The organism is Cupriavidus nantongensis (assembly GCF_041726985.1).
Classification (GTDB): Bacteria; Pseudomonadota; Gammaproteobacteria; order Burkholderiales; family Burkholderiaceae; genus Cupriavidus; species Cupriavidus nantongensis_A.
Map to the genome: position 1 here is coordinate 1,442,835 of NZ_CP168302.1, position 15,559 is coordinate 1,458,393.

General features: G+C 69.3%; 13 protein-coding genes. 4 read left to right on the forward strand and 9 right to left on the reverse strand.

What is annotated here, in order from left to right:
* Positions 1-356 precede the first annotated feature (356 nt).
* The 4 genes from ACEI37_RS06255 to ACEI37_RS06270 all read right to left on the reverse strand — a co-directional run bounded on the left by ACEI37_RS06255 (position 357) and on the right by ACEI37_RS06270 (position 4,195).
* Positions 357-668, reverse strand: a complete 312-nt coding sequence (locus ACEI37_RS06255; RefSeq protein ID WP_373375913.1) for a DUF6587 family protein — start codon at positions 666-668, stop codon at positions 357-359.
* A gap of 14 nt (positions 669-682) precedes the next feature.
* Positions 683-2,539: a ferrous iron transport protein B gene (feoB, locus tag ACEI37_RS06260; protein ID WP_373375914.1), complete on the reverse strand. Its 1,857-nt coding sequence runs from the start codon at positions 2,537-2,539 to the stop codon at positions 683-685.
* Between the two features lie 14 nt (positions 2,540-2,553).
* Positions 2,554-2,865 (reverse strand): ferrous iron transport protein A, encoded by a 312-nt coding sequence (locus tag ACEI37_RS06265; protein ID WP_373377724.1) that lies wholly within the window; start codon positions 2,863-2,865, stop codon positions 2,554-2,556.
* Between the two features lie 382 nt (positions 2,866-3,247).
* Positions 3,248-4,195: a LysR substrate-binding domain-containing protein gene (locus tag ACEI37_RS06270; RefSeq protein ID WP_373375915.1), complete on the reverse strand. Its 948-nt coding sequence runs from the start codon at positions 4,193-4,195 to the stop codon at positions 3,248-3,250.
* Between the two features lie 120 nt (positions 4,196-4,315).
* Here ACEI37_RS06270 and ACEI37_RS06275 point away from each other — a divergent pair, with 120 nt between their 5' ends.
* The 3 genes from ACEI37_RS06275 to ACEI37_RS06285 all read left to right on the forward strand — a co-directional run bounded on the left by ACEI37_RS06275 (position 4,316) and on the right by ACEI37_RS06285 (position 8,387).
* Positions 4,316-6,118 (forward strand): acyl-CoA dehydrogenase family protein, encoded by a 1,803-nt coding sequence (locus ACEI37_RS06275; RefSeq protein WP_373375916.1) that lies wholly within the window; start codon positions 4,316-4,318, stop codon positions 6,116-6,118.
* Positions 6,119-6,247: 129 nt separating this feature from the next.
* Positions 6,248-7,222 carry a Bug family tripartite tricarboxylate transporter substrate binding protein gene (locus tag ACEI37_RS06280; protein ID WP_373375917.1) on the forward strand — a complete coding sequence of 325 codons (975 nt, stop codon included), beginning with the start codon at positions 6,248-6,250 and terminating at the stop codon, positions 7,220-7,222.
* A gap of 22 nt (positions 7,223-7,244) precedes the next feature.
* Positions 7,245-8,387, forward strand: coding sequence for a CaiB/BaiF CoA transferase family protein (locus ACEI37_RS06285; RefSeq protein ID WP_373375918.1), 1,143 nt, complete (start codon positions 7,245-7,247; stop codon positions 8,385-8,387).
* Positions 8,388-8,459: 72 nt separating this feature from the next.
* Here the strand turns inward: ACEI37_RS06285 and ACEI37_RS06290 are convergent, their stop codons facing one another.
* From ACEI37_RS06290 to ACEI37_RS06305, 4 genes are all read right to left on the reverse strand, one after another.
* Positions 8,460-10,193 (reverse strand): lactate permease LctP family transporter, encoded by a 1,734-nt coding sequence (locus tag ACEI37_RS06290; RefSeq protein ID WP_373375919.1) that lies wholly within the window; start codon positions 10,191-10,193, stop codon positions 8,460-8,462.
* 267 nt (positions 10,194-10,460) lie between these two features.
* Positions 10,461-11,906, reverse strand: coding sequence for a LutB/LldF family L-lactate oxidation iron-sulfur protein (locus ACEI37_RS06295; protein WP_373375920.1), 1,446 nt, complete (start codon positions 11,904-11,906; stop codon positions 10,461-10,463).
* Positions 11,906-12,604, reverse strand: coding sequence for a lactate utilization protein C (locus ACEI37_RS06300; RefSeq protein WP_373375921.1), 699 nt, complete (start codon positions 12,602-12,604; stop codon positions 11,906-11,908). Before ACEI37_RS06300 ends, ACEI37_RS06295 begins: the two co-directional genes overlap by 1 nt.
* Positions 12,601-13,383, reverse strand: coding sequence for a (Fe-S)-binding protein (locus ACEI37_RS06305; RefSeq protein ID WP_373375922.1), 783 nt, complete (start codon positions 13,381-13,383; stop codon positions 12,601-12,603). The genes ACEI37_RS06300 and ACEI37_RS06305 overlap by 4 nt, the downstream gene beginning before the upstream one ends.
* A 123-nt stretch (positions 13,384-13,506) precedes the next feature.
* Here ACEI37_RS06305 and ACEI37_RS06310 point away from each other — a divergent pair, with 123 nt between their 5' ends.
* Positions 13,507-14,226: a FadR/GntR family transcriptional regulator gene (locus ACEI37_RS06310; protein ID WP_373375923.1), complete on the forward strand. Its 720-nt coding sequence runs from the start codon at positions 13,507-13,509 to the stop codon at positions 14,224-14,226.
* 61 nt (positions 14,227-14,287) lie between these two features.
* On the opposite strand, the gene ACEI37_RS06315 is transcribed toward ACEI37_RS06310, so the two are convergent.
* Positions 14,288-15,325, reverse strand: a complete 1,038-nt coding sequence (locus tag ACEI37_RS06315; RefSeq protein ID WP_373375924.1) for an AI-2E family transporter — start codon at positions 15,323-15,325, stop codon at positions 14,288-14,290.
* Positions 15,326-15,559 lie beyond the last annotated feature (234 nt).

A 15,559-nucleotide genomic window follows, 5' to 3' on the forward strand; every position in this document is an offset into this window, starting at 1 on the left:
GAGAGGGGCGGGGGTGAGGGCGGGACTTCGTTATGCCAACGCGTTGACTTCGTTGCGACGCCGGGCCCTCACCCCAACCCTCTCCCGCAAGCGGGAGAGGGAGTACACAAGCGGCAGGGATAACTGGTGGAGCGTACCCGTTTCTGCGTGGCTGCCCGGCAGACGAGCACGCAAAGCGTACCCAATTCTGCGTGCATGAGCGCAAGCCTTGCGAAGGGCCGGATTGACCACGGTAAAGCCCGCGCAGCCGGCTGCAAAGACGCCCGCCCGCATCCCCTCCGCCGCTTGCCGCGACCATGCGGCAGCAGCGGGCGTACCCGTTTCTGCGTGGAGGATAAGGGAGGAAAAAGCGCGCTTCAGCGCTTGCGGACGAAGCGCACCACCTGCTCGGCAGGCTTGTCCTGGCTGTTGGGAGTGCTGCTATTGGAGCCGCAGGTATTGCAGCCGCCGTCGTCGCAGCCGCTGGCGCAGCCGGCGGCGGCCTGCGGGGCCAGCCAGCGTGCCAGGCGGCCGCACCAGCCGGCGGCGGCGGGGCCGCCCAGGCGCGCCGCCAGCGCCGCCTTGACGCGCTCGCGCGTGCGCGGCGCATAGCGCGCGACCACCGACACCGCGCACGCCAGCACGATCAGCGGGACCAGCAGGGTTTCGATGACGTGGTAGAGGCTCATGGCGGCGGCTGGCCTCAGCTGAACATCAGCGCGACGCGATAGGTCACGAACGCGGCCAGGTAGGCCAGCCCGGTCAGGTAGGCGGCCGACAGCGCCATCACTTTCCATGAGTCGGTCTCGCGCCGGATCACCGCCAGCGTGGAGATGCACTGCGGCGCGAACACGAACCACGCCAGCAGCGACAGCGCGGTGGCCAGCGACCATTGAGCGGCGATCATCGGTGCCAGCTGCGTGGCCACGGTCTCTTCGCTGCCCGACAGCGCGTAGACGGTGGCCAGCGCGCCCACCGCGACTTCGCGCGCGGCCAGGCCCGGCACCAGCGCAATGCAGATCTGCCAGTTGAAGCCCACCGGCGCGAACACCTTCTGCAGCGCGTGGCCGATCATGCCGGCAAAGCTGTAGTCGATCGCCGGCGCGGTCGCGCCCTCGGGCGCGGACGGGAAGGTCGACAGGAACCACAGCAGCACCGTCAGCGCCAGGATCACCTTGCCCACGCGCGACAGGAAGATGCGGGCACGCTCCCACAGGCCGATGGCGATGTCGCGCGGGTTCGGGATACGGTACGACGGCAGCTCCATCAGCAGCGGATGGTCGGTGCGGTCGCGGCGCAGGAACTTGAGCGCATAGGCCACCACCAGCGCGCTGACGATGCCGGCCACGTACAGCGCGAACAGCACCAGCCCCTGCAGGTTGAACAGGCCCATCACGGTGCGCTCGGGGATAAAGGCGCCGATCAGCAGCGCATAGACCGGCAGCCGTGCCGAACAGGTCATCAGCGGCGCCACCAGGATGGTGGTGAGCCGGTCGCGCGGGTCCTGGATGGTGCGCGTCGCCATGATGCCGGGGATGGCGCAGGCAAAGCTCGACAGCAGCGGGATGAACGAGCGCCCCGACAACCCTGCACCCATCATCAGGCGGTCAAGCAGGAACGCCGCGCGTGGCAGGTAGCCGGATTCCTCCAGCGTCAGGATGAACAGAAACAGGATCAGGATCTGCGGCAGGAACACCACCACGCTGCCCAGCCCGGCGACCAGGCCGTCGACCAGCAGGCTCTTGAGCATGCCGTCGGGCAGCCAGGCGCCCAGCATCTCGCCGGCCCAGTGCACGCCGCCCTCGATGCCGTCCATCAGCGGCTCGGCCCACGAGAACACCGCCTGGAACATCAGGAACAGCAGCACCGCCAGCAGCAGCAGGCCGAACACCGGATGCAGCACGATGCGGTCGAGGCGGTCGTCCAGCGCGGCGGTGCGCGCCGGCATGCTCACCGCGGCGGCCAGCAGGCGGTTGACTTCGGCATGCACGTCGAAGTCGGTGCCGGATTCCGCTCCGGGCTGCGGGGCGGGCGGCAGCGTGGCATCGAGCAGGCTCACCAGCGCCGCGGCGCCGTCGCGCCGGACCGCCACGGTGCTGACCACCGGCACGCCGAGCGCGGCCGACAGCTTGTCGCGGTCGATCTGGATGCCGCGGCGCGCGGCCGCGTCGCTCATATTGAGCACCACCACCATCGGCAGCCCCAGCTGGCGCAGCTCCAGCACGAAGCGCAGGTGCAGGCGCAGGTTGGTGGCGTCGACCACCGACACCAGCAGGTCCGGGCGCGCTTCGCCGGCGCGCTGGCCCAGGCAGACATCGCGCGTGATGGCTTCATCGAGGCTGGCCGCATGCAGGCTGTAGGCGCCGGGCAGGTCCAGGATGCGCACCTGGCGGCCGGCCGGCGACACGAAGTAGCCTTCCTTGCGCTCGACGGTGACGCCGGCGTAGTTGGCCACCTTCTGGCGGCTGCCGGTCAGGCGGTTGAACAGTGCGGTCTTGCCGCAATTGGGATTGCCGACCAGCGCAATGCGCAGGGCAGAAGGGGAAGCAGCTGCAGACATAATCCGGGGAGGGCTCAGGCGGTCCGCTTGGCGGACGGTTGGGCAGTCTCGTCGCCCTGCGCGGCGGGGGCGATGCGGGTGACGGAGGCGCTGGCGATTTCCACGCCGATGCGCGCCGCCTCCGAGCGTCGCAGCGCAAAGCGCGTGAAACCTACCTGCGCCACCAGCGGGTCCATGCCGAACGGCCCGTAGGCGATGACCTGCACGGCTTCGCCGGCGACGAAGCCCAGTTCGCGCAGGCGTCGCGCAACCGGATCCCCTGGGGTGGCGTCGTCCACCGATTGCACTACGGCGGGCGTGCGCCGTGGAAGTTCAGACAACCGCATCATGCTTCCAGTCCGTGGCGCGGCCTGCCGCCAAGCGGTCGGTGCGACCGCGCCGGGGTGTGTAAATGAAAATCGTTTTCATTGTATCGCAAATGAGGCTTTACGTTGCCCCCTCAAAGGGCGGGCACGCCAGCCTTGCCGCGGCGGGCACGGCAGGAGGCGAATGATAACCGCTAAGGGGATGAATGGCTGAGCGCGCAGGCGGTGGCAATACGGCCCGACGTGCCCGTTATTCAAGCGATGCAAGAACCGCGGTTCGGCAATGAGACACGAATCCGCGCGATTCCTGTCATCGCGCGCAATTACTGCATTTGCGTTATGGCTGCCGTAAGCCAGCGGCGTTAAGCTCACAGCACGCTGAACACCCCGTTCCACGCGTACTTCACAAGCCATCGGTCCCTGGACCGGTGGCTTTTTCTTTATGCCCGCCTTTATGGCCGGGCTGGGGCTGCGCCGCCTTGCCCGCCACCATGGCGACGAAATGGTCGCGCGCCGGATGGTCCGGTGCCGTCTTCCAGGCGCAATAGACCTCCGAGCGCACCGCCGCCTCCCCCAGCGGCCGGAACGCCGCGCCGGCCATGCCGGAGCGCGCCAGCGCCGCCGGCACCACGGCCACGCCCATGCCCTGCGACACCAGTGACACCACCGACAGCCAGTGCCGCACCTCGTGCCGGATCTGCGGGAAGAATCCTTGCGCGGCGCACATGTCGAAGATCCGGCTGTAATAGTCCGGCGAGGCCTTGCGCGAGAACAGCACGAACGGCTCGCCGCGCAGCGATGTCAGCGGCAACTCCGCCAGCGCGGCCAGCGCATGGTCGGCGGGCAGGCAGCAGACGAATGGTTCGGAGTGCACCAGCGTGGCCTGCAGCGTGTCCGGCACCCGGCCGGTGTGGATGAAGGCGGCGTCGAGCTCGTCATGCAGCAGCGCGTCGATCTGTTCCTGCGAATTCAGCTCGGTCAGCGCCACGTGGATGCCGGGATAGGCCGCCTCGAACTCGCGCAGCGTCTGCGGCAGCCCGCGGTACAGCATCGAGCCGACAAAGCCCACGCGCAGGCGCCCGACCGCCCCGGCCTCGATCTCGCGTGCCAGCACCCGCGCCGCCTCGGCCTGCGCCAGCAGCGCCGTGGCCGACTCGCGGAAGGCCCGCCCGGCCGCGGTCAGCCGCACGCCGCGGCTGTCGCGGTCGAACAGCCGCGCCCCGACCGAGGCCTCGAGCTGCTGGATATTGAGCGACAGCGGCGGCTGGGAAATGGCCAGCCGGCGCGCGGCGCGGCCGTAGTGCAGTTCCTCGGCCAATACGAGGAAGTAACGCAGGTGGCGGAATTCCATGGCGATACAGAATTTATATGGATCAAGCCAATTTTAGAATTAGACGCAAATCCTTGGGGTTTGAATAATGGAGGCCAAAGGGGCCGCTAGCCGGCACCCGCCCATACCAGGAGACCAGCCATGCCATCCAGCGCCGTGCGCGACATCCCTCAGCAACACCAGGCCGCGCCCGCTGCGGTTGCGGTACACCCGGTGCCGGACCGCCAGGGCGGCAGCCTGCTCGCCGCCGACCCGGACCTGCGCGCGCTGCTGCCGCTGTACCTGCCGCCCGACCTGTTCAACCACCTGTTCCCGCACCTCGAACGGATGGGCGCGCTGGCCGGCGGCGTGCTCGACGAGCTGGCCGGCGTGGCCGACCGCAACCCGCCCGAGCTGACTTACCGCACCCGCGCCGGCGTCGACGCGCAGCGCATCGACAAGCACCCCGCCTATGTCGAGATGGAGCGCGTGGCCTTTGCTGAATTCGGTCTGGCCGCGGCGTCGCACCGCGGCGGCGTGCTGGGCTGGGACAAGCCCATGCCGCCGGCGGCCAAGTATGCGCTCACGTACCTGTTCGTGCAGGCGGAGTTCGGCCTGTGCTGCCCGCTGTCGATGACCGATTCGCTGACGCGCACGCTGCGCAAGTTCGGCGACCCGGCGCTGGTCGAGCGCTTCCTGCCCAACCTGACCACCCAGGTCTTTGACGACCTGTACCAGGGCGCGATGTTCATGACCGAGCAGGGCGCCGGCTCCGACGTGGCCGCCACCGCCACCCGCGCGGTGCGCGATGCCTCGGCCGAAGGCGGCTGGCGCCTGCATGGCGACAAGTGGTTCTGCTCCAACCCCGATGCCGCGCTGGCGATGGTGCTGGCGCGCGTGGAAGACGAGGCCGGCAACGCCGTGCCCGGCCACAAGGGCGTGTCGCTGTTCCTGCTGCCGCGCAAGCTGGAAGACGGCAGCGCCAACCACTACCGCATCATCCGGCTCAAGGACAAGCTGGGCACGCGCTCGATGGCCAGCGGCGAGATCCGTCTGGAAGGCGCGCACGCGTACCTGGTCGGCGAGCCCGGCCGCGGCTTCGTGCAGATGGCCGACATGATCAACAACTCGCGCCTGTCCAACGGCGTGCGCGCCGCCGGGCTGATGCGCCGCGCGCTGACCGAGGGCCTGTTCATCGCGCGCGAGCGCCAGGCCTTCGGCAAGCGCCTGCAGGACATGCCGCTGATGCGCCGCCAGCTGCTCAAGCTGACGCTGCCCACCGAGCAGGCGCGCACCATGGTGTTCCAGACCGCCGAGGCGCTGCGCCGCGCCGACGCCGGCGAGCCCGACGCCTACGCGCTGATGCGCATCCTGACCCCGCTGATCAAATTCCGCGCCTGCCGCGACGCGCGCAAGGTCACCGGCGACGCCATGGAGATTCGCGGCGGCTGCGGCTATATCGAGGAATGGAGCGACCCGCGCCTGGTGCGCGACGCCCACCTGGGCTCGATCTGGGAAGGCACCAGCAATATCGTCGCGCTCGACGTGCTGCGCGCGGTGCGGCGCGAGGGCGCATTGCCGGTGTTGCAGGTGCACCTGGCCGGGCTGCTGGCAGATACCCCGATGCAGGCCGACGCCCGCGCGGTGTTCGAAGGCGCCATCGCCGCCGCCGCGCAGCTGGCCGGGCACGCCGCCGCGGCCGGTGCCGACGGCGAGCTGCTGGCGCGCCAGGCGGCCTCGGCGCTGTACCACGTGACCAGCGCGGTGGCGATGGCCTGGGAAGCCGGGCGCATCGGCTCGGTGCGCCGCATGCGGCTGGCCCAGCTGGTGCTGCGCCACCGCGTGCTGCCGCAGGACCCGCTCGCGGCAAGCGCCGAGCCGGCATGGCTGGCCGAAACGGTGGCGCCCCCTGCTGACGGCGTGGTGCGCGCAGCAGGAGCGGTCGCAGACGTCAACGTGTTCTGACACCGCCACCCCGAAGCCCACGGTTTGCTCCCCTCTCCCGCCTGCGGGAGAGGGAGCACCCCCACCACGAGAAGACGCCTCAACCCATCCCGCCCCCGCGGGAGACGTCCTACACCAGGAGACAACGCCATGAAACTCTGGCACCGCGTCGCGGCCATCGCCGCGTGTTCGCTGTTTATCGCCCCCGCCTTCGCGCAGAAGGACTTCCCGTCCAAGCCGATCATGATGATCGTCACCTATCCGCCGGGCGGCCCCACCGACGCCATGGCGCGCACGCTTGCCGCCGCGCTCAAGACCAGCCTGGGCCAGCCGGTGGTGGTCGAGAACCGTGCCGGCGCCGGCGGCAATATCGGCGCCGAGGCGGTGGCGCGCGCCGAGCCCGACGGCTACACGCTGATGTTCGGCACCTCGGCGCCGCTGGCGATCAACGTCAGCCTGTACCGCAAGATCAATTACGACCCGGTCAAGAGCTTCACCCCGGTGATCCAGATCGGCCAACTGCCCAACGTGCTGGTGGTCAATCCGTCGGTGCCGGCGAAGAACGTCAATGAGTTGATCGCCTATGGCAAGGCGCACCCGGGCAAGCTGACCTATGCCTCGTCCGGCAATGGCGCTTCGTCGCACCTGGCGGGCGTGCTGTTCAACAACGTTACCGGCACCGATTTCCAGCACATCCCGTACAAGGGCACCGGCCCGGCGCTGAACGACCTGCTGGGCGGGCAGGTCAGCATGACCTTTACCGACGTGCTGACCGCGATGCCCTTCATCAAGAGCGGCAAGGTGCGCGCGCTGGGCGTGACCACCAGGGCGCGCTCGCAGGCGCTGCCCGACGTGCCGACGGTGGCCGAGCAGGGCGTGCCCGGGTTTGACGTGTCGGTGTTCTTCGGCGTGGTCGCGCCCGCCGGCACGCCGGCGGAGGTGGTCGGCAAGCTCAACCGCGCCTTTGCCGAGGCGCTGAAGCAGCCCGACGTGCGCAAGACGCTGCAGGCGCAAGGCCTGGAGTTCGCGCCGTCGACCACGCCGGAGCAGCTCGGCAGCTTCGTCAAGGCCGAGGTGGGCAAGTGGCGTGCCGTAGTGCAGAAGTCCGGCGCCCAGCTCGATTGACGACGCCAGGGGAATCGCAGCCATGACCCAAGCCAATCCCGGCGCGCTTGCCGGCATCCGCGTGGTCGACCTGTCGCGCATCCTGGGCGGCCCGTACTGCGGCCAGATCCTGGGCGACCACGGCGCCGACGTGCTCAAGATCGAACCGCCGCAGGGCGACGACACCCGTACCTGGGGCCCGCCGTTCAGGGACGGCGTGGCCTCCTACTACTTCGGCCTCAACCGCAACAAGCGCGTGATGCGGCTGGACTTGACCGCGGAACCCGACCGCGAGGTGCTGCTGGCGCTGCTGGCCGAGGCCGACGTGCTGGTCGAGAACTTCAAGACCGGCACGCTGGAGAAGTGGGGGCTGGGCTATGACGTGCTCTCGGCGCGCTTCCCGCGGCTGGTGCATTGCCGCGTGTCCGGTTTCGGCGCCGACGGCCCGCTGGGCGGCCTGCCCGGCTACGATGCCGCGATCCAGGCCATGTCCGGCATCCTGAGCATCAACGGCGAGGCCGATGGCGATCCGCTGCGCGTGGGCCTGCCGGTGGTCGACATGGTGACCGGCCTCAACGCCGTGATCGGCGTGCTGCTGGCGCTGCAGGAGCGCGCCCGCAGCGGGCGCGGTCAGTTCGTCGAGGCCGCGCTCTATGACTCGGGGCTGTCGCTGCTGCATCCGCATGCGGCCAACTGGTTCATGAGCGGCAAGACGCCGCAGCGCACCGGCAATGCGCATCCCAACATCTATCCGTACGACACCGTCGCCACTGCCACCGACCCGGTCTTCCTGGCAGTGGGCAACGACCGGCAGTTCCGCATCCTGTGCGAGCACCTGCAGGTGCCGGCGCTGGCCGACGACGAGCGCTACGCCACCGCCGGCGCGCGTTCGGTCAATCGCGTGGCGCTGAAGGCCGAACTGGAAGCACGCATGCGCACGCTCGACGGCAAGGCGCTGGCGGATACGCTGGTGGCCGCCGGCGTGCCGTGCGCGCCGGTGCTGTCGGTGGCCGATGCCTTGCAGCATCCGCATACGCGGCACCGCGAGATGGTGGTGGAGATGGAAGGGGGGTACCAGGGGCTGGGCGCGCCGGTGAAGCTGAGCCGGACGCCGGCGACGTACCGGTATGCGCCGTTGACAGAGGGCGAGGCGTTTCTGGACGCCGAGTTTGCCGACAACGCCTGATCCACGCTTGTTATCTCCCCTCTCCCATTTATGGGAGAGGGGAGCACACCGGCGGCATCGACGACTTGCCCGTTACCCCGGAATCATCCCCGGCAGCCAATACGCCTGCACCATCGTCATCACGCCGATGATCACCGCGAACAGCAGGCTGTGCTTCACGGTGAAGCGGAACAGCTCCGACTCCTTGCCCACCAGCCCGGTCGCTGCGCAGGCCACCGCGATCGACTGCGGCGAGATCATCTTGGCGGTGACGCCGCCGGTGGTGTTGGCCGCGACCATCAGCGTGTCGGACACGCCGATCTGGTGAGCGGTGGTGTTCTGCAGCGCGCAGAACAGCGCATTCGACGAGGTGTCGGACCCGGTCAGGAACACGCCCAGCCAGCCCAGGAACGGCGAGAAGAACGGGAACGCCGCACCCGTGCCGGCCAGCAGCAGCGCCAGCGTCGACGACATGCCGGAGTAGTTGGCGACAAAGGCGAACGCCAGCACCAGCCCGATCGACAGCACCGGGCGCGCCAGTTCCACCAGCGTTTCGCCGAACGTGGCCAGCAGGGCGCGTGGCTTCATGCGCAGCAGCACCGCGGAGATCAGCGCGGTCAGCAGGATCGCGGTGCCGACGGCGGAGAGCAGGTCGATCTTCAGCACCGCGTCATAGGCCTTGGGCGTGGCCACGATCGGCGCGGCCTTGATCACCAGCTGGTCCAGGCCCGGGACTTTGAACTTCAGCACCGTGCCCGCCAGCGGGCCGTTGGCGGCGAACAGCGCCTTGAACGGCTGCAGGCTCCACACCGTGACGATGGCGGTCAGGATGCCGAACGGCGCCCACGCGCGCAGCGTCTGCGCCAGCGTGTAGGGCGACGCCTTGCGGCTCTGCATTGCGCCGCCGATGCCGCCACCGATACCGCCACCGATACCGCCGCCAAAGCCCGCCAGCGCGACCGTGCCGCCACTGACGTTGCCGGCGCTGCCACCGGCGCGCTGCGACGCGCTGCGCGGCTGCCACACCTTCAGGAACGCCGCCAGCGACACCAGGCTCACCAGCGCCGAGGTGATGTCCGGCAGTTCCGGCCCGATATGGTTGGAGGTGAAGTACTGCGTCACGGCGAAGCTGCCGCCGCACACCAGCGCCGCCGGCCAGGTCTCGCGCACGCCTTTGGCGCCGTCCATCATGAACACCAGCCAGAACGGCACCAGCAGCGACAGCAGCGGCAGCTGGCGACCGGCCATGGCGCCGATATGGAACGGGTCCAGGCCCGTCACCTGCCCGGCCACGATGATGGGAATGCCCATCGCGCCGAACGCGACCGGCGCGGTATTGGCGATCAGGCACAGACCCGCGGCGTACAGCGGGTTGAAGCCCAGCCCCACCAGCAGCGCCGCGGTGATCGCCACCGGCGCGCCGAAGCCCGCCGCACCCTCCAGGAAGGCGCCGAAGGCAAAGCCGATCAGCAGCATCTGCAGGCGCTGGTCGTCGGTGATCGACAGCACCGAGGCGCGGATCACGTCGAACTGGCCGGTCTTGACCACGATCTTGTAGAGGAACACCGCGGTCACGATGATCCACGCAATCGGCCACAGGCCGTAGGCGAAGCCGAAACCGGCTGAGGCCAGCGCCTGCTGCGCGGGCATGCCGTAGGCGAAGATCGCCACGGCCAGCGCCAGCAGCAGCGTTACCGCCGCGGCGACATGGCCCTTCATGCGCCAGACCGCGAGCGCGATGAAGAAGAACACGATGGGGATCGCTGCCGCCAGCGAGGACAGCCACAGGCTGCCTAGTGGTGTGTAGAGTTGGGTCCAGGGTTGCAAGGGTGGTCTCCTGATTTGGTGGTGGTTCGGGAAAGCTTTGTTGTTCTGAAAAGCGCGGTGGCATCAGTCCGCGCGCTTGTGTGCTCCCTCTCCCGCTTGCGGGAGAGGGTTGGGGTGAGGGCCGATGTGTCGACGAAGTACAGGTCGTCGGTATGCCACCGCCTGCCCTCACCCCCTGCCCCTCTCCCGCAAGCGGGAGAGGGGAGCAAACAATCGGGTGGTGGGGAAAGCGTCAGCGCTGTACTGCGCCGCGCGTGGCGCTGCCGCTTACTCCGGCTGCCCCTTTTCCTTCAGCAAATCCGCCAGGCTCTTCGCCGCCGGCTTCAGCGGCGTGCGGTGCTGCGTCCAGCCCATCTGCCGCGCAGGTGTCAGCGCGCGCAGGCGCGTCGCGGCCCAGCGGAACAGCCGGTAGGCCGCCGGGTGCGAATAGGCGCCGCTCCAGAAGCGCCACACCAGGTGCTCGCCGCGGCTGTACTTGGCGCCCTGGCCGCGCAGCGGGTTGGCTACCGGTTCTGCGGGGTCGCGGTTGGCCTCGGTGCGCAGGCGCACCAGCAGCTGCGGGATCGGGATGCGCACCGGGCAGACTTCGCCGCAGGCGCCGCACAGACTCGAGGCGGTGGCCAGGTCGGCGGTTGCGTCCAGCCCCAGCAGGTGCGGCGAGATGATCTTGCCGATGGGGCCCGGGTAGGTGGTGCCATAGGCGTGCCCGCCGATGCGGGTGTAGACCGGGCAGTGGTTCATGCACGCGCCGCAGCGGATGCATTGCAGCGTCGCGCGCAATTGCGCGTCGGCATAGGCCTGGGTGCGGCCGTTGTCGAGCAGCACCAGGTGCACTTCGCGCGGGCCGTCGCGCTCGACCGCGCGGCGCGGGCTTGAGATCAGGTTGAAATACGTGGTGATGGCCTGGCCCGTGGCCGAGCGCGTCAGCAGCGTCGACAGCGGCACGATGTGCTCGAGCCGGGCCACCACCTTCTCCATGCCCATGATGGCGATATGCACGTCGGGCACGGTGGTGGACAGCCGGCCGTTGCCTTCGTTTTCCACCAGCCACAGCGTGCCGGTGTCGGCGGCGGCGAAATTCACGCCGGACAGGCCGATGTCGGCCTCGACAAAGGCCTGGCGCAGCGCGCGGCGGCCGGTCTGGATCAGCGCGTCGACGTCCTCGGTATAGGGCGTGTCGGGGATATGCTCGGTGAACAGCTGCGCGATATCGCCCTTGGTCTTGTGGATCGCCGGCATCACGATATGCGAGGGCTTCTCGCCGGCCAGCTGGACGATGTATTCGCCCATGTCCGACTCGATGCAATCGACGCCGCGCCCAGCCAGGTAATGGTTCAGCTCGATCTCTTCGCTGGCCATCGACTTGCCCTTGATCACGCGCGTGGCCTGCCTGGCACTGGCGATGCCGTGGATGATGGCGTTGGCCTCGTCGGCGGTCTCGGCCCAGTGCACCTGCACGCCGGCGGCGGTCAGCTTCTGTTCCAGCTGCACCAGCAGGTCAGGCAGGTTGGCCAGCGCGTGCTGGCGCACCGCCTCGCCCAGGTCGCGCAGGCGTTCGAGCTCGTCGGCATCCGGAAACTGCGCCAGGCGCTTGCCTTGCAGGAAGTCCATCGCGCCGCGGAAGCTCTGGCGCAGCTTGGGATCGTCCAGCGCCTCGCGGGCGCGGGCCTTGAAGTCCTGCGGCGCAACGAATTGCAAAGTCTGCTGGCTCATCACGCGGCCTCCGCAGTGTCCGTTTCGATCACGACCCACAGCCGGCGCGGACCATGCGCGCCGTAGGCCAGGGTTTGCTGGATGTCCGAGGTCTTGGACGGGCCTGAGACCAGCACCAGGTTGGTCGGCATGCCGTCGGCCCAGTGCTCGGCACGCGCGGCCATATGCAGGTCGTCATGCAGGGTCGAGGCGCGCACCAGCGCGACATGCAGCGGCGGCACCAGCGACACCGTGCGCGGCGCGCCCGCGTCGGGCGCCAGCACCAGCGTGCCAGTGGCGGCAATGCCGGAGCGCGCCACGGTGAAACCGGCGTCGACGGTGCCGAACAGCTCGGCCTTCCACGCCTCGATCGGGCGGTCGTAGCCGATGGCTTCGATGCCGGCCGGCAGCGCGGCTGCCATCGCCGCGCCGGCCGCGGTGGCCGGATCGAGCAGCAGGCGTTTCACGCCCGCCCTGGCCAGTTCGGCAGCGAGCATCGCTGGCCACGTGCTGGCGTCGGCGCACCAGACTTCGGCATGCAAGCCTTGCAGCGCGGCCTGCATCGCGGCGACGCGTGCGCCAGTCGTTGGCGTGCCATGCCGGCGCGCTTCGAAATGGCTGTCGATGCGGCGGTCCAGTTCGGTGGTCTGCGGGGAGGGCACGGGCGCGGCGGCGCGCAGCCGGCCGAGCATGCGTTCGCGGGCGCCGGGCGTGCTCATGCGGCACCTCCGGTACGGCGCCACAGGAAGCTGGCGAGGTGTTCCACCTGCAGCGGCGCGCGGTCATGCGCGGCGGTGTGGCCGATATTGAGCAGGCAGCCGCAGTCGGCCGAGACCAGGCGGTCGCAGCCGGTGGCGCAGGCCGAGGCCACCTTGTCGCGCACCATGGCCCCCGAGATATCGGGATGCTTGAGCGCGAAGGTGCCGCCGAACCCGCAGCATTCCGACTCGCGCGCATGCTCGACGCGGGTCACGCCCGGCAGCGCATCGACCAGCGCCACGCCGTGCTGGCGCGTGCCCATTTCGCGGCGCGCGCCGCACGAGGTATGCAGCACGATGCGCTCCGGCGCCTGGGCCGATGGCGCAGCAATGGCGAAATCCACCTTCAGCACGTGCAGCAGGAACTCGCCCAGCTCATAGACGCGCCCGGCCAGTTCGCGGGCCTTCGGGCCAGCCACCGGATCGTCGGCAAAGAGCTGCGGCCAGTGGTGGCGCATCATGCCGGCGCACGAGCCGGACGGCACGATCACCGGCCATGGCTGGCCGAACAGGTCCAGTTGGGCGCGTGCCACCGCACGGGCCGCGTCGGGGTTGCCGCTGCTGTAGGCGGGCTGGCCGCAGCAGCTCTGGCCGCGCGGGAAATGCACGGTCAGGCCTTCGCGCTCGAGCAGCCGCACGGCATCGAGGCCGGCCTGCGGCACGAACATGTCGACCAGGCAGGTGGCAAACAGGTAGGCCTGCGTGGGGGCAGCGCCGCTGGGGTACTGACGATCCTTCATGTCTCGCTCCACACGTGCTGGGTCGCACGTTTGGGCGCATAATTCCCGCTTCCGCGCGGCGCTTCAAATTGGTTGGACCAATTCCCAGGACGGTTCGCGCAAATTCAGGAGCGAGGAAATGGCATGACGGCAGCCAGGCACGGGCACACCCGCGGACGCGTGGAGTCTGTGATGCGGCGCATGGAGACCGCGCTGCTCGACGGCACCTGGCCGCCCGGCACGCGGCTGCCGGCCGAGCGCGTGCTGGCCGAGCAGTACGCGGTGGCGCGCAACACCGTGCGCGAGGCGATCCAGCGCCTGGCCGCGCGCGGCCTGCTGCAGAGCCGGCGCGGCGCGGGCGTCTATGCCACCGACCAGCTGCGCGCCGGCATTGCCTCGCCGTGGGGCCAGCTGGTGGCGGACCATCCCGCGCTGCGCGATGACATCCTCGAGTTCCGCCGCGTGCTGGAAGGCGCCACCGCCTACTTCGCGGCGCTGCGCGCGGATGCCGCCGACGTCAGGCGCATCCGCGCGCTGATGGCCGCACTGGAACGCGCGCGCGCCGCCGACGACAAGCAGGCCGAGGCCGATGCCGACGCGCAGCTGCATGACGCCATCGCACAGGCCTCGCACAACACTATGTTCCTGCACCTGCATACCAGCGTGATCGGCATGCTGCGCGAGCACATCACCATCAACGGCACCGGCCTGCGCGAACAGGACGACGGCGCCTCGGACCTGCTGTTGCTGCAGCACCGCACGCTGTGCGAGGCGATTTGCGCGCGCCGTCCCGAAGAGGCGCGCACGGCGATGCAGACCCATATCGACTTCGTGCGCAGCCGCGTGGAGCAAGACGGGGCCTGAATACAAGCAGCACAGGCCCGCTATTGGTCGGACCACCGGCCGGGCGTGCCGGCCACTGCATTCAGATCAGCCCGGCGCCGGCCAGTTCGCGCTTCAGGTACGCGTAGAAGATCGGCCCGGCGATCACGCCCGGGATGCCGAACAGCGTTTCCATCAGCAGCATCACCATCAGCAGCTCCCACGCCGCCGCCTGGATGCGCGCGCCGATGATGCGCGCGTTCAGGAAATACTCGAGCTTGTGGATCACCACCAGGAACACGAGCGAGCCCACCGCGATCGGCAGCGATACCGACAGCGAGGCCACCACGATGGCCGTGTTCGAGATCAGGTTGCCCAGCACCGGCAGCAGGCCCGCGACGAAGGTGATCACCACCAGGGTCTTGCTCAAAGGCAGATGCACGCCGAACAGCGGCAGCACCAGCAGCAGGTAGACCGCGGTCAGCACGGTGTTGATGGTGGAGATCTGGATCTGCGCGAAGATGAACTGCGAGAACGCCTGCTGCAGCGTGCGCGCGCGCGCCACCAGCGCGGCCGCCAGCGGGCGCCGGTTGGGGCGCGCCACCGCGCGGTACAGCGCCACCATCGCGCCGATCACCAGCCCGATCAGGATATGCACCAGCGTGCGCAGCACCTCGGCGCCCAGCTTCTGCGCCATCGCGGCGTGCTCGCGCAGGGTATCGATCAGCGTGTTGGCGAGTTCGTCGACGCCATTGGGCAGGGCGTCGCTGACCCACGGCGGCAGCTGCCCGCGCGAGCGGTCGATGATGTCGGCGACGTGGTTGAGCAGGCCGTCCAGGGTGTTGCCCTCGCCGCTGACAAAGCGCACCAGCAGCCAGCCCGCCAGCGTCAGCCCGAGCAGGATCAGTGCCGACAGGATCGCCACCGCGAGCGCGTCGTGGCGCTGGTGCAGGCGCTTCAGGCGCGGCGCCAGCACGTCCACCAGCGAATACAGCAGCAGCCCGGACAGCAGTGCCGCCACCAGGTTGGCATGCAGCACGGTCCAGAGCGCCAGCGCGGTCAGCAGGTAGGCGACGGTGCCGACGCTGTACCACGCGGCCGGCGGCAGGCGCGGGGTGACGGTCGGTTCGGGGTCTTTCATTGGTGTCTCCGGCATGCAGTTTGCTGAAAAGAATTCCTGGATTCTCGCCGATCCAGATGTAATGGCTGCGTCAGTCGCGGCTTCGGTCGCCCGGCCGCCGCGAGCTCGCGCCGCGACCTGGCGCCGATGTTGGCATATCGGCACACGCAAAGGGTGTCTATATTAGGGGGAATCGTGCACGGCCAGCCGGTCGCCGCGCTGTCTTCGATTGTCGCCAGGTACAGGAACGCAACG

What these genes read in the sequence shown, in the direction of transcription:
- ACEI37_RS06255 (WP_373375913.1), bottom strand. Translation starts at nt 668, where the DNA reads ATGAGCCTCTACCACGTCATCGAAACCCTGCTGGTCCCGCTGATCGTG.
- feoB (WP_373375914.1), bottom strand. Translation starts at nt 2,539, where the DNA reads ATGTCTGCAGCTGCTTCCCCTTCTGCCCTGCGCATTGCGCTGGTCGGC.
- ACEI37_RS06265 (WP_373377724.1), bottom strand. Translation starts at nt 2,865, where the DNA reads ATGCGGTTGTCTGAACTTCCACGGCGCACGCCCGCCGTAGTGCAATCG.
- ACEI37_RS06270 (WP_373375915.1), bottom strand. Translation starts at nt 4,195, where the DNA reads ATGGAATTCCGCCACCTGCGTTACTTCCTCGTATTGGCCGAGGAACTG.
- ACEI37_RS06275 (WP_373375916.1), top strand. Translation starts at nt 4,316, where the DNA reads ATGCCATCCAGCGCCGTGCGCGACATCCCTCAGCAACACCAGGCCGCG.
- ACEI37_RS06280 (WP_373375917.1), top strand. Translation starts at nt 6,248, where the DNA reads ATGAAACTCTGGCACCGCGTCGCGGCCATCGCCGCGTGTTCGCTGTTT.
- ACEI37_RS06285 (WP_373375918.1), top strand. Translation starts at nt 7,245, where the DNA reads ATGACCCAAGCCAATCCCGGCGCGCTTGCCGGCATCCGCGTGGTCGAC.
- ACEI37_RS06295 (WP_373375920.1), bottom strand. Translation starts at nt 11,906, where the DNA reads ATGAGCCAGCAGACTTTGCAATTCGTTGCGCCGCAGGACTTCAAGGCC.
- ACEI37_RS06300 (WP_373375921.1), bottom strand. Translation starts at nt 12,604, where the DNA reads ATGAGCACGCCCGGCGCCCGCGAACGCATGCTCGGCCGGCTGCGCGCC.
- ACEI37_RS06305 (WP_373375922.1), bottom strand. Translation starts at nt 13,383, where the DNA reads ATGAAGGATCGTCAGTACCCCAGCGGCGCTGCCCCCACGCAGGCCTAC.
- ACEI37_RS06310 (WP_373375923.1), top strand. Translation starts at nt 13,507, where the DNA reads ATGACGGCAGCCAGGCACGGGCACACCCGCGGACGCGTGGAGTCTGTG.
- ACEI37_RS06315 (WP_373375924.1), bottom strand. Translation starts at nt 15,325, where the DNA reads ATGAAAGACCCCGAACCGACCGTCACCCCGCGCCTGCCGCCGGCCGCG.